The organism is Aquaticitalea lipolytica, from assembly GCF_014641635.1.
Taxonomy (GTDB): Bacteria; Bacteroidota; Bacteroidia; order Flavobacteriales; family Flavobacteriaceae; genus Aquaticitalea; species Aquaticitalea lipolytica.
In genome coordinates this window covers 1,368,510-1,381,842 of record NZ_BMIC01000001.1, presented here as the reverse complement: position 1 = coordinate 1,381,842, position 13,333 = coordinate 1,368,510, and the positions used below count along the sequence as shown (strand labels likewise).

10 protein-coding genes are annotated in these 13,333 nt (G+C 33.6%); 3 read left to right on the top strand and 7 right to left on the bottom strand.

Annotated elements, in window-relative coordinates; all coding sequences use genetic code 11:
* Nucleotides 1-45 precede the first annotated feature (45 nt).
* A complete protein-coding gene (locus IEW41_RS06420) occupies nucleotides 46-747 on the top strand; it encodes a CoA transferase subunit A (protein ID WP_188605468.1) in 702 nt (233 codons plus the stop codon).
* A 2-nt stretch (nucleotides 748-749) separates the two neighbouring features.
* Entirely contained in the window at nucleotides 750-1,403 is a 654-nt protein-coding gene (locus tag IEW41_RS06415; RefSeq protein WP_188605467.1) for a 3-oxoacid CoA-transferase subunit B, read from the top strand.
* Between the two features lie 452 nt (nucleotides 1,404-1,855).
* On the opposite strand, the gene IEW41_RS06410 is transcribed toward IEW41_RS06415, so the two are convergent.
* Nucleotides 1,856-3,547: an ABC transporter ATP-binding protein gene (locus tag IEW41_RS06410; protein ID WP_188605466.1), complete on the bottom strand. Its 1,692-nt coding sequence runs from the start codon at nucleotides 3,545-3,547 to the stop codon at nucleotides 1,856-1,858.
* A 173-nt stretch (nucleotides 3,548-3,720) separates the two neighbouring features.
* Here IEW41_RS06410 and IEW41_RS06405 point away from each other — a divergent pair, with 173 nt between their 5' ends.
* Nucleotides 3,721-8,286 (top strand): reprolysin-like metallopeptidase, encoded by a 4,566-nt coding sequence (locus tag IEW41_RS06405; protein WP_229660182.1) that lies wholly within the window; start codon nucleotides 3,721-3,723, stop codon nucleotides 8,284-8,286.
* 163 nt (nucleotides 8,287-8,449) lie between these two features.
* Here the strand turns inward: IEW41_RS06405 and IEW41_RS06400 are convergent, their stop codons facing one another.
* From IEW41_RS06400 to hemB, 6 genes are read right to left on the bottom strand one after another with little or no spacing between them, the layout of a single operon-like run.
* Nucleotides 8,450-9,163, bottom strand: coding sequence for a 3'-5' exonuclease (locus IEW41_RS06400; protein ID WP_188605465.1), 714 nt, complete (start codon nucleotides 9,161-9,163; stop codon nucleotides 8,450-8,452).
* 2 nt (nucleotides 9,164-9,165) lie between these two features.
* Entirely contained in the window at nucleotides 9,166-10,317 is a 1,152-nt protein-coding gene (locus IEW41_RS06395) for a serine hydrolase domain-containing protein (protein WP_188605464.1), read from the bottom strand.
* A 32-nt stretch (nucleotides 10,318-10,349) separates the two neighbouring features.
* Nucleotides 10,350-10,823 (bottom strand): methylated-DNA--[protein]-cysteine S-methyltransferase, encoded by a 474-nt coding sequence (locus IEW41_RS06390; protein ID WP_188605463.1) that lies wholly within the window; start codon nucleotides 10,821-10,823, stop codon nucleotides 10,350-10,352.
* Nucleotides 10,823-11,905: a CNNM domain-containing protein gene (locus IEW41_RS06385; protein WP_188605462.1), complete on the bottom strand. Its 1,083-nt coding sequence runs from the start codon at nucleotides 11,903-11,905 to the stop codon at nucleotides 10,823-10,825. The genes IEW41_RS06390 and IEW41_RS06385 overlap by 1 nt, the downstream gene beginning before the upstream one ends.
* 19 nt (nucleotides 11,906-11,924) lie before the next feature.
* Entirely contained in the window at nucleotides 11,925-12,320 is a 396-nt protein-coding gene (locus tag IEW41_RS06380) for a c-type cytochrome (protein WP_188605461.1), read from the bottom strand.
* Between the two features lie 4 nt (nucleotides 12,321-12,324).
* On the bottom strand, nucleotides 12,325-13,314 hold the full coding sequence (gene hemB / locus IEW41_RS06375) for a porphobilinogen synthase (protein ID WP_188605460.1): 990 nt from the start codon (nucleotides 13,312-13,314) through the stop codon (nucleotides 12,325-12,327).
* Nucleotides 13,315-13,333 lie beyond the last annotated feature (19 nt).

The window sequence follows — 13,333 nt, the reverse complement described above, 5'->3', positions numbered from 1 at the left end:
TTGGCTTTTTTATTTTGTATTTTTCAAATTCAAAAAAGGCATAACATGATTAATAAAAAAGTAGCTAATATAAACGAAGCTATGCATGGGGTTACAGATAACATGACACTTATGTTGGGAGGTTTTGGACTCTGTGGTATTCCTGAAAACGCAATAGCTCATTTAGTAAAAACTGGTGTTAAAGGGTTAACATGTATTTCTAATAATGCAGGAGTTGATGATTTTGGATTAGGATTGCTATTACATAAGCATCAAATAAAAAAAATGATTTCGTCGTATGTTGGAGAGAATGATGAGTTTGAACGTCAAATGTTAAGTGGTGAGCTAGATGTAGAACTTGTGCCTCAAGGAACATTAGTAGAACGTTGTAGAGCAGCACAATCAGGTTTTCCAGCATTTTATACACCAGCAGGATTTGGCACAGAAGTCGCTGAAGGAAAAGAAACAAGAGAGTTTAATGGTAAAATGTATGTTTTAGAAAAAGCTTTTGAAGCAGATTTTGCCTTCGTAAAAGCTTGGAAAGGTGATGAAGCTGGTAACCTTATTTTTAAAGGCACAGCAAGAAATTTTAATCCAGCAATGTGTGGAGCAGCAAAAATTACAGTTGCTGAGGTTGAAGAGTTAGTGCCAGCAGGCACGTTAGACCCAAACCAAATACACATTCCAGGAATATTTATACAACGTATTTTTCAAGGAGAAGTATATGAAAAGAGAATCGAACAACGAACTGTTAGAAAAAAGTCTTAATTATGTTAGATAAAACAGGAATAGCAAAACGTATAGCAAAAGAAGTTAAAGATGGTTACTATGTTAACCTAGGTATTGGTATACCTACTTTAGTTGCAAATTATGTTAGAAACGATATAGAAGTTGAATTTCAAAGTGAGAATGGTGTTTTAGGCATGGGACCTTTTCCGTTTGAAGGAGATGAAGATGCAGATATAATTAATGCAGGAAAGCAAACTATTACAACATTGCCAGGAGCAAGCTTTTTTGATTCTTCAATGAGTTTTTCAATGATTCGTGGTAAGCATGTCGATTTAACTATACTTGGAGCAATGGAGGTTTCAGAATCTGGAGATATTGCTAATTGGAAAATACCAGGAAAAATGGTAAAAGGTATGGGAGGCGCAATGGATTTAGTAGCAAGTGCTGAAAATATAATTGTTGCTATGATGCACACTAACAGAGAAGGAGAGTCTAAATTGTTAAAAAAGTGTAGCTTACCTTTAACTGGTGTAGCATGTGTAAAAAAGATTGTTACAAATTTGGCTGTTTTAGAAGTTACAAAAGATGGATTTAAATTAGTAGAACGAGCCCCTGGAATTTCTGTTGAAGATATAATTAAAGCAACCGAAGGTAAATTAATAATTGAAGGAGATATACCAGAAATGAGTATCTAATTTTATAACATATTGAGCATAATGAAGACCACTTTTTAAGTGGTTTTTTTGTTATTATAGTTTTTCTTATTTAATTAAATTTGTAGGAAAATTATCTAAAATGAATGTTAAATGTTAAAATTTAATGTATTTCATCGATTAATAATGTATTTAAACTGATAAATCAAAAATTTGTTCCATATTTACAAAACCAAATCGAAACAACCAAATTTACCATAAACCTAATTTAAGAGAGCCCCAAATCTATCCTAAATTTGACTTATGAAAATTTACCCAAATTAACCATAAACTTGATTTATGATTTGCCCCAAATCTATCGTAAATTTTAACTTATGAACACAGCCCCAAATCTACCAAAACCTACTTTTTTTGAAAATAAGTTTTTAGCTGGTTTTCAAAAAACATTTAAATTGTTAAAAAACATTTTAACCTTAACTAAAAAAATATTCATGCTATAACCCTTTAGGTATAGCATGAATTAATTTTTTAGTGTACTCTTGTACTGGATTGTTGTATATTTTATCAGCATCTGCAATTTCTTCAATTTTCCCTTTGTTCATTACAACTAATTGGTCAGACATATATTTCACTACAGATAAATCGTGTGAAATAAAGATATAAGTAAACTCAAAATTGTCTTTTAAATCATTCAATAAATTTAATACTTGAGCTTGTACTGAAATATCTAAAGCTGAAACCGACTCATCACATATAATAAGTTTTGGCTGCAGAGCAATAGCTCTAGCAATGCCTATTCTTTGGCGTTGACCACCAGAAAACTCATGAGGATATCTACTAAAAAAACTTTCATCTAAACCTACTTTTTGAAGTAAATCTAAAACCATAGTTTTTCGCTCCTCATTAGATTCTCCTATATGATGTACTTTCATAGGCTCCATTATAGCTTTCCCTACAGGAATCCTAGGGTTTAAAGACGCATAAGGATCTTGAAATATTATTTGAATATCTTTTCTTAATTTTCTTACTTCAGAAGATGGAAGCTTATTAATATCTATCCCTCTATATAATATCTGCCCAGAAGTTGCTTTATCTAATTGTAAAATTGCGTTTGCTAATGTAGATTTTCCACAACCAGATTCTCCTACTAGCCCAAGAGTTTCACCTTCATATAACTTAAAGCTAATATTATTGACAGCCATAAACGATTCTGGTTTACCAAACCATCCAGATTTTGAAATGTATTCTTTTTCAAGATTTATTACTTCTAATAGAGGTGTTTTTGCATATAGTTTTGAGTGAGAATTTTCACGTTCCTTTTTGGTTATAATATCAGATTTTGTGATGTTTTCCATAAAATCCTTAATAGTAGGTAAACGTTTTAAACGCACACTTAATGAAGGTTTAGAACTTAATAAGGCCTTAGTATATATATGCTCTGGAGTCTTAAAAATTTTTAAAACTTCACCTTGCTCTACAATATCACCTTTATACATTACCAATACTCTATTAGCAATTTCTGAGACTAATGCTAAATCATGAGAAATAAAAATAATACTCATTTCTTCTTCAGATTGAAGTTGTTTAAGCAATAGAATAATTTCTTTTTGTACAGTTACATCTAATGCTGTTGTAGGCTCATCAGCAATTAAAATTTTTGGTTTACAAGCTATAGCCATAGCAATCATAACACGCTGTTTTTGCCCTCCAGAAATTTCATGCGGATATGCATTGTAAATACGTTGAGGTGAAGGCAATTTCACTTTTTCAAAAAGAGAAAGGGTTTCTGTTTTGGCTTCAGACTTTGATAAATTGGTATGTTGTAATAATATTTCTTCAACTTGCTGGCCACATTTCATTGATGGGTTTAATGAACTCATTGGTTCTTGAAAAATCATTGAAATTTCACTCCCTCTTATGTTTTGAAAATCTTTAGTATTTAACTGTGTTAAGTCTTTTTCATTAAAAAGGATGCTTCCGCTAGTAATTTTAGAAATTTGCTTTGGGAGTAATCCTAAAATTGCCAAAGTAGATACTGATTTTCCTGAACCAGATTCACCTACAATTCCTAATATTTCATTTTTATTAAGTGTATATGAAATATGATGAATAATCTCTTTGTCAATTCCATCAGATTGAAACGAAATTGATAAATTATTTACATCAAGCAGTTTTTTTTGTGTCATAATAATAAGTAAATGTAGTCATTTTCTTCAATAGTGTTACGGTAAAACCGTATTGTTAATAAATAGTTAAAAAAAGCTATTATTTTTAATAATAACACAACAAAATTTTTAAAAATTTTTCTAAATTCGGATAAATTCCCTCAAAAAAATAATAATAATTTAAAAATCAGATTATGACAAAAAAACTATTATGTATTATCATGTTTATGAGTGCTACTCTGGCTTTTTCGCAAAAGGACAACTTTTGGCAAAAGCAATCATTAGCTAGCAGTTCTAAAGTTAAAGCTGACAAAGCTAACTTACCAAAATCTCAAGTGTTTAGCCTTAATATGAATGCTTTTAAACAAGCACTTATTCAAGCGCCAAAGAGAGAGAATGTTTCTAGAGTTTCTAGTGTTATTTTATCGTTTCCAAATTCTGAAGGGAAAATGGAACGTTATAGAATAGTTGAAGCATCTAATATGTCTCCAGAACTTGAGGCTCGATTTCCTGAGATTAAATCTTATGCTGGTCAAGGTATAGATGATCCATCTGCTGTGATTCGTTTTAGTGTTTCTCCTCTTGGGTTTCAAAGTATGAGATTATCAGCTAACCAATCAGCAACTTTCATTGAGGCATATACTAACGATTTATCACAGTATGTTGTTTATAAAAGAGCTGATAAAGTTGCTACACCTGATGATTTTGAGTGTTTAGTTACTGACTCAATGAGTAAAAACATAGATGGTGATGCAAGTACATTAAGAAATGCAGATGACGGAATACTTCGTCGATACAGATTAGCTGTATCAGCAACTGGAGAATATACTGCATATCATGGTGGTACAAAAGCACTTGCTTTAGCGGCAATTAATGCAACTATGACTCGTGTAAATGGTGTTTTTGAAAATGATTTTAATGCTACAATGGTTTTAGTAGGTAATACAGATAGTGTTATTTATACAAGTACTAGTAGTGATCCTTATGGGAATAATACTTCAGGCTATAATAGCCAATTACAATCTACTTTAACAAGTGTAATTGGAGAAGCAAATTATGATATTGGTCATTTATTTGCTAACCTACAAAATAATGGTAACGCTGGCTGTATAGGTTGTGTTTGTACAAACAATCAAAAAGGAAGTGGTTGGACTTCACACACAGTTCCTACTGGAGATAATTTTGATATAGATTATGTTGCTCACGAAATGGGACATCAATTTGGTGGTAATCACACATTCACATTTAGTAATGAAGGTGGTACAGGCGCACAAATGGAACCAGGAAGTGGTTCAACAATTATGGGTTATGCAGGGATTACAGGCTCAACAGATGTGCAAGCGCATAGTGACCCTTATTTTCATGCAAGAACAATAGAACAGATTACTAATTATATAAAATCTAAAAGTTGTCAAACTAATATTAATACAGGTAATGCAGTTCCTACAGCTAATGCAGGTAGTGATTATACAATTCCAAAAGGAACTCCATTTGTACTAAATGGTTCAGGAACTGATGCTAACTCAGGGGACGTACTTACATATTGCTGGGAACAGTATAATACAGGAACGTCATCAACGACAAACCCAAGTGTAACTGCTACTTCTGGCCCAGCGTTTAGATCATTTAGTCCAACAACAGATACGAAGCGTTATTTTCCTAGACTTGAAACTATTAAAGCGGGTTCGACTTCATGGCAATGGGAAGCAGTGCCAAATGTTGCTAGGTCTATGACTTTTAGAATGACTGTTAGAGATAATAAAGCAGGTGGAGCAGCAAACAATAGTGATGATATGGTTGTAACTGTAAATGGAACAGCTGGACCTTTTGTTGTAAACTCACCTAACACAAATGTTACTTGGAATGCAGGAACTTCTCAAACAGTAACTTGGAGTGTAGCAGGAACTACAGGGAATGGTGTTAATGCAGCTAACGTAGATATTTTTCTGTCTACTGATGGAGGTAATACCTATCCAATTACGCTAGCAACAAATACACCTAATGATGGGTCTCATGTAATTACTGTACCAAATAATCAAGGTAATCAAAATAGAATTATGGTTAAAGGGTCTAATCATATTTTCTTTGACATTTCTAATACAAACTTTACAATAGCTGGAACGGTTGTATGTAATGCAACTGTGCCAACAGGTTTAGCTGCTTCAAATGTAGCATCGAGTTCAGCAACATTAAGCTGGAATTCAGTACCTGGAGCAACTTACGATTTACAATACAGAGTAGTAGGATCATCAACTTGGACAACAGTTGCTGTTGCTGGAGTTTCTACAAACTTAACAGGATTGAGCACTTTAACTCAATACCAAGCTCAAGTAAGAAGTAAGTGTAGTGGTGGAAGCAATTCGGCTTATAGTAGTCCAATTACATTTACAACTACAGATGTTCAATTAAACTATTGTACCTCTGCTAGCACAAATGTTAACGACGAATACATTAGCAGAGTTCAATTAAATACTATTAACAATGCTTCTGGAGCACAATTTTACTCGAACTTTACAAACATATCTACGACATTAACTAAAGGAACTCAATATACAATTACTGTAACTCCAACTTGGACTGGAACAGTTTATAATGAAGGGTATTCCGTTTGGATTGATTATAATAGAGATGGTGATTTTGCAGATGCAGGTGAACAAGTATGGACACAAGCAGCTACAAATGCAACACCAGTTAGTGGAAGTTTTACAATACCTGCAAGTGCTGTTGAAAACTCAACTAGAATGCGTGTTTCTATGAAATATAATGGTATACCTACATCTTGTGAATCGTTTACTTATGGTGAAGTTGAAGATTATACAGTTGTTATTCAGGCTTCAGGACCCGATACTACACCTCCATCTGCACCAACAAGTCTTGTTGCTAGTGGAACAACTCAAACGTCAACAAATTTATCTTGGAATGCTTCAACAGACAATGTAGGAGTAACAGGATACGATGTTTATCAAGGAACAACTGTAATTGCAACTGTAACAGGAACAACACGAAGTGTAACAGGATTAACACCAAGTACAGCTTACAGTTTTAGTGTAAGAGCTAAAGATGCTGCAGGTAATGTTTCAAGTGCAAGTAATACGGTTAATGTAACAACTTTAGCACCACCAGACACAACAGCACCTACTGCACCAACAAATTTAGTTGCTAGTGGAACAACTCAAACGTCAACAAATTTATCTTGGAATGCTTCAACAGACAATGTAGGCGTAACAGGATACGATGTTTATCAAGGTGCAACAATAATTGCAACTGTAACAGGAACAACACGTCAAGTTACAGGACTTACACCAAGTACAGCTTATAGCTTTAGTGTAAGAGCAAAAGACGCAGCAGGTAACGTTTCAAGTGCAAGTAATACGGTTAATGTTACAACACTTACACCACCAGATACAACACCACCAGTTATTACTTTAAATGGTGCATCAACAATAAATTTAAATGTTGGAGATACTTATACAGAACAAGGCGCAACAGCAACTGATAATGTTGATGGAAACATAACTGCTAACATCGTTATTACAGGAACAGTAAACACATCTGCAGCAGGAACATATTTAGTTAACTATAATGTAAGTGATGCAGCAGGTAATGCAGCTACACAGGTTACGAGAACAGTTATTGTTACTCAACCTTCAAGTGGATGTTCTGGAGGAATTTCGTCTTTCCCTTATAGTGAAGGATTTGAAAATACTTTAGGAGCTTGGACGCAGTCAACAGCAGATGACATTGATTGGACTGTTGATGCTAATGGAACACCATCTAGTAATACAGGACCATCAAGTGCATCACAAGGTAGTTATTATGTTTATGTTGAAGCATCTAGTCCTAATTATCCGAGTAAGCGCGCAATTTTAAATTCACCTTGCTTTAATTTAAGTGCTTTAAGCAGCCCAACGTTTAATTTTATGTACCATATGTATGGCGCTTCTGATATGGGAACGATTGCATTAGAAGTTAGTACAGATAATGGTGCGACTTGGACAAGCATTTGGAACGAGTCTGGTAATAAAGGTAATGCTTGGCAATCTGCAAGTGTCAATTTATCAGCTTACGCAGGAGGATCTATACAATTACGTTTTAACAGAAATGTTGGAAGTACATGGCAAGCAGATATTGCAATAGATGATGTGAGTTTAGTAGATGGTTCTACACCTCCACCAACTTGTAACACTGGAAACGTATCATTAAGTATTACTTTTGATAACTATCCTGAAGAAACTGCTTGGACACTTAGAAATGCGTCAGGTACAACAATAGATTCAGCTTCATATTCAACTGCAAATCCTGATGGATCAACAGTTACAAGAACATTCTCAGGCTTAGCTCCTGGTGATTATACTTTTACTATCACAGATAGTTATGGAGATGGTATATGTTGTTCATATGGAAGTGGTTCTTATACATTAACAGGTTCATTAGGAACAATAGTTTCAGGCGGCAGTTTTGGTTCATCTCAAGCAACAACTTTCTGTATTCAAAGTTCAGCTAGAGGAGAAGAAACAGAGGTCTCTAATGCTATATCAGATATAAAACTATATCCTAACCCAGTTAGAGGGAATATACTTAATGTAGTTTCTAATTTCAGAGATGTAAATTATGAGATATACAACGGAATTGGTCAAATAGTTGCCAAAGGCAAAGTTATTAACGAAACTATAGATGTTAGCAAACTAGAGTCTGCTGTTTATCAAGTTCGTTTCATTGCTGACGGAGAAACGTTTACCAAGCGCTTTATTAAGCAATAATATAGTTATTTTAAATTTGAAAAGTCCAGATGTAATGTCTGGACTTTTTTGTTTTTATTATTTGGCAAATTTATAGCATTGCTATAAAACAGGCTTTCAGCACTCGCTTTCTGGTTAAAAACCAAAAGAGCTCAAACAAATGCTTTAATCCTTTTTGCAAAAATTATATATGAATAATTTCACTGTCGTGTAGTATCGCATCACCTCGTAATCTTAAAAAGATCTGTGCGACAGCTATTGTATCTTTTTCACAGTAAGTAACAATCCTATCAATATCATTATCTTCATAAAACACTTTACAAACCTCACTACCATCAATATCATCTTTAGGAGAAGGTATTCCTAAAACGTTGGTTAAAAGCTTTAAAGAGGTATAAGTTTTATAGTCGCCAAACTTCCACAGCTCTAAAGTATCTAGATGAGGTACTTCCCATGGTTTTTTGCCAAATAAATTGAGTTTGTAAGGCAATTCAATATTATTAATAATCATACGTCTTGCTATATAAGGGAAGTCAAATTCCTTACCATTATGAGCACACAGCAAATGTTTTGCCTGACTAAAATGAGACAATAATAAGTTTTTAAAATCTTTTAAAATTTTAATTTCTTCACCATGAAAAGAGGTGACTCTAAAGGTTCTTATATCACCTTGAATATTAAAATAACCAACCGAAATACAAACAATTTTACCAAACTCTGCCCAAATTCCTGCACGTTCATAAAACTCTTCGGCAGTTATATCTTCCTTACGTTGGTATTGTGATTTGTGCTCCCAAAGATCTTGTTTGGTTCTATCTAAATCAGAAAAATGTTGTGTTTCTGGAACTGTTTCTATGTCCAAAAACAATATGTCTTCAAGATTGAGTTTGGTTATCATAATTATTTTTCAAGCATTTTATAAGCCTCATCAATATAAGTAGTTATATCATCTGTAAACGTTGCAATAGCGTCACCAGCGCCTTTAGAATGTCCAAGTCTAACAATAATTACATTGTCATTTGGCTCAACAATAACGTATTGTCCAAGATGACCACGCATCATAAAAAATTGTTTATCACCAACATTTTTAAGCCACCAACCATATCCATATTCTGGACTTGCAGCAAAACGAGGCGTAACAGATTTAGCTATAAAAGCAGAATCTAAAACCTGTATGCCATTCCATTTTCCATGATCTTTATAAAGTTTTCCAAAACGCGCAAAATCTTTTGCATTACTTGCAATACAGCAATAAGCTTTTACTAAATCATGTGCTTCGCTATCAACCTGCCATAAAGTAGAGTTTTCAGAACCAAGAGGTTTCCAGAAACTTTCAGTTAAGTAATCGTATAGTTTTTTACCTGTCGCTTTTTCTATTACCATAGCTAGTAATTGAGTATCACCACTAGCATATTTGTAAGCTGTTCCTGGCTCATTAACAACTTTAAGCCCAAGAATTACTTTTTCTAAATCATCATCAAAATAAGCTCTAGTAGTAATTGATAGTGGTGAGTAATAGGCTTCATCCCAATTAGTGCCAGAAGCCATTGACGATAAATCGCCAACAGTCATTTTTGCTGCCAAACCTTCACTAAATTCTGGAAAGAAATCGCCAACAGGTTGATCAAGACTTTTAATATATCCTTGCTCTATTGCTTTTCCCATTAATCCAGAGACATAACTTTTTGCCATGGAAAAAGAGTTGCTTTTTGAGTCTTCACCAAATCCATCATAATAGTTTTCAAACCAAATACTATCGTTTTTGATAATGACGTATGCTATGGTTCCGTTGGCTTTATTAATCTCGTTTAGCTTATCAGTTTCTTTAACTGAGTTATAATTTTTATGATTAGGCCAAGGTTGAGGCGTTCCGTTATTGACAACTTCATTATCAAACTCTTTATAATCTTCTAAATATGCAGTAGTATAACCTTTAAGATAAATGGTTCTAACCGCTTTAAGCAAATAATCTGTATCTGTAATGTATAATGTTGCTACTATTAGACCTACTATAATTATGGTCCATTTCAAGAATTTTTTGAAGAATTTCATTTCATTTATTTTAAGGAATTAAATATAAGAAATTAAAATAAAGATTGTTGCTTATAAGGACTCTCGTGTTCTAATAGCCATTGTTTGCGATGCAATCCTCCAGCATAGCCAGTAAGACTCCCATCACTACCAATGACTCTGTGGCAAGGCACTATAATCCAAAGAGGGTTTTTACCATTAGCATTGGCAACAGCTCTTATAGCTTTAACATCACCAAGTTGTTTTGATAGTTCTAAATAAGACAATGTTTTTCCATAAGGGATGGTTTGAAGTGCATTCCAAACTTGTTTTTGAAATGTAGTCCCTTCAGGATTGAGTTTAAGATCGAAAAGTGTTCGGTCTCCTGCAAAATATTCATTAAGTTGAATGACACAATCTTCTAATTCTACAGGAATAATATCAGTTTCTTTTTCTTCAGAATTTAAAACAACAACAGAAGAAACACCTTCTTCATCACCGACAATTTTAGTGTATCCTAATGGCGATTTGATAATGCATTCTACCATTACTTTTTAGTTTTCGATTTGATGTCATCATCAATCATTCCCAATCGTTTGGCTCTTGCTTCCCAGTTTTGCCTTGCAAGCGATTGTAAATCGGCAACACTATCGCTTTCGTCCATTATCTCTAAACCTAAAAGTGTTTCTATAACATCTTCCATTGTAACAAGACCACTAACAGAACCAAATTCGTCAACTACCAAAGCCATGTGGTTTTTACTATCAACAAGTTTTTCAAACAATTTTGGAATTGCAATACGTCTGCTAACAATAATGATGTCTCTTTTAATATCTGATAATGTTTTTTTACCATTTTTATAGGCCATTTCTTTAAAAACATCATCTTTTAAGACCAATCCTGTTACGTTATCAATATGTTCTGAATATACTGGAATTCTGGATACTCTAAGGTTAGGATGTTCTAAAAAAAACTTTTCAATGGTTTGGGTTTCGTTTTCGGTAATCATCATCGTACGAGGTGTCATGATGTCTTTTGCCAAAACCTCTTTAAAATTTAGTAGGTTTTTTATGACCTTACTTTCTGATTCATGAAAAACACCTTCTTCGTGAGCAATATCTGTCATAGCAATAAAACCTTCACGACTTAAACCGCTTGCATGTCCTTTACCTCCAATTAGTTTAGTGGTAAGCTGTAATAACCAGAGTATTCCTGTGTATTTTAAAGGAAAAATAAGAACATTTAGTGCTGTTGATGAAAAACCGGCTAAACTTTTCCAGTAGGTAGCTCCAATGGTTTTTGGAATGATTTCAGAAAGTACCAATATTAAAAAGGTCATTATTGCAGAGACTATCATTATAGAATTATCTCCAGTACCAAAAACTTTTTCTGCCTGTACACCAACTAAAATGGCACCAACTGTATGAGCAATGGTGTTTAGTGTAAGAATAGCAATTAGTGGTTTGTCAACATCTTTTTTAAGAGCTTCAAGGGTTGAAGCATAGCGCATTCCTTCTTTTTTTTTGAGGTTGATAAATGTTGATGTAACACTTAAAAGTACTGCTTCAAGAATGGAGCAGAGAAAAGAAAAAAATATAGAAATAAAAGCGTAAAATATAAGTAGCGTCATTAGATTGTTTCGTTTGATGCTAATTTACGGAATATATGATATAGTTATATATGTTTTCTAATTCTTCCTGTTTTAGATTAGGAAAAGGCATACATTCTGTTGGCTCAAATATATTTTCTCTATTTCGTTCTTCATTATGAACGAATTTTTGAAAACTTTCAAGTGAATAATTTTTGATGTTATTCTCAAGAATCGGAGGGTCTGAAATTTTATTCAATTTATGACAAGCAGCACAATTTATATTGAATAAATTTTTCCCCTCTGATAATTCTTCAGGGAATGAGTCTTCTGTACCACAAAAAAACTCTGGATTCTTCATATTAGAACTTAACTGTTGATTTTCTTTTAAAACAAAATAAGTCAACGCACTACCCAAAACAATAATCAGACTTGATATGAATAGTACTTTTTTCATTGATTTACGAAATCAATTTCACAACATCTTTAGCAAAATAACTTGCAATAACATCTGCACCAGCACGTTTAATTGCAGTGATTTGCTCCATCATAACAGCATCGTGGTCTAACCAACCTTTTTCGGCTGCAGCTTTAAGCATTGCATATTCTCCAGAAACTTGATATACAGCCACAGGAACATCAACTTCGTTTTTAATTTCGCGAACAATATCTAAGTAGCATAATCCTGGTTTTACCATTACGATATCTGCACCTTCATCAATATCCATTTCGGTTTCTCTGATGGCTTCAAAACGGTTGGCATAATCCATTTGATATGTTTTTTTATCCTTCGGAATGTTTTTCATATTCACAGGAGCAGAATCTAAAGCATCACGAAAAGGGCCATAAAAAGCAGATGCATATTTTGCTGAGTAACTCATAATTCCTGTATCGATAAAACCTTCGTCTTCCAAAGCTTCACGAATGGTTAAAATACGTCCATCCATCATATCGCTTGGTGCTACAAAATTAGCTCCTGCTTTAGCGTGAGAGACACTCATTTCGGCTAAAATGTCTGCTGTTTCATCATTAAGGATAATGCCATTTTCTATAATACCATCGTGTCCATAAGAAGAATAAGGGTCAAGTGCTACATCAGTCATCACAAGCATATCTGGACATACATTTTTCACAGTTTTTATAGCACGTTGCATTAATCCGTTTGGGTTTAAAGCTTCAGTACCTTTATTATCTTTTAAATTACCTGGCACTTTTACAAAAAGTAACACCGATTTTAAACCAAGTTTCCATAGTTCTTTCACTTCTTTTTCTAGCAAGTCTAAACTATACCTGTAGTAATTAGGCATTGAAGCAATTTCTTCTTTTACACCTTTGCCTTCTACTACAAATAATGGTACTAAAAAGTCGTTTGGTGTTATGATTGTTTCCCTTACTAGTGAACGAATTGCTTCATTAGTTCTTAATCGTCTATTTCTTCTTAATGGATACATTATGAAAATGTTTTAGTTT

What these genes read in the sequence shown, in the direction of transcription:
- IEW41_RS06420 (WP_188605468.1), top strand. Translation starts at nt 46, where the DNA reads ATGATTAATAAAAAAGTAGCTAATATAAACGAAGCTATGCATGGGGTT.
- IEW41_RS06415 (WP_188605467.1), top strand. Translation starts at nt 750, where the DNA reads ATGTTAGATAAAACAGGAATAGCAAAACGTATAGCAAAAGAAGTTAAA.
- IEW41_RS06410 (WP_188605466.1), bottom strand. Translation starts at nt 3,547, where the DNA reads ATGACACAAAAAAAACTGCTTGATGTAAATAATTTATCAATTTCGTTT.
- IEW41_RS06405 (WP_229660182.1), top strand. Translation starts at nt 3,721, where the DNA reads ATGACAAAAAAACTATTATGTATTATCATGTTTATGAGTGCTACTCTG.
- IEW41_RS06400 (WP_188605465.1), bottom strand. Translation starts at nt 9,163, where the DNA reads ATGATAACCAAACTCAATCTTGAAGACATATTGTTTTTGGACATAGAA.
- IEW41_RS06395 (WP_188605464.1), bottom strand. Translation starts at nt 10,317, where the DNA reads ATGAAATTCTTCAAAAAATTCTTGAAATGGACCATAATTATAGTAGGT.
- IEW41_RS06390 (WP_188605463.1), bottom strand. Translation starts at nt 10,823, where the DNA reads ATGGTAGAATGCATTATCAAATCGCCATTAGGATACACTAAAATTGTC.
- IEW41_RS06385 (WP_188605462.1), bottom strand. Translation starts at nt 11,905, where the DNA reads ATGACGCTACTTATATTTTACGCTTTTATTTCTATATTTTTTTCTTTT.
- IEW41_RS06380 (WP_188605461.1), bottom strand. Translation starts at nt 12,320, where the DNA reads ATGAAAAAAGTACTATTCATATCAAGTCTGATTATTGTTTTGGGTAGT.
- hemB (WP_188605460.1), bottom strand. Translation starts at nt 13,314, where the DNA reads ATGTATCCATTAAGAAGAAATAGACGATTAAGAACTAATGAAGCAATT.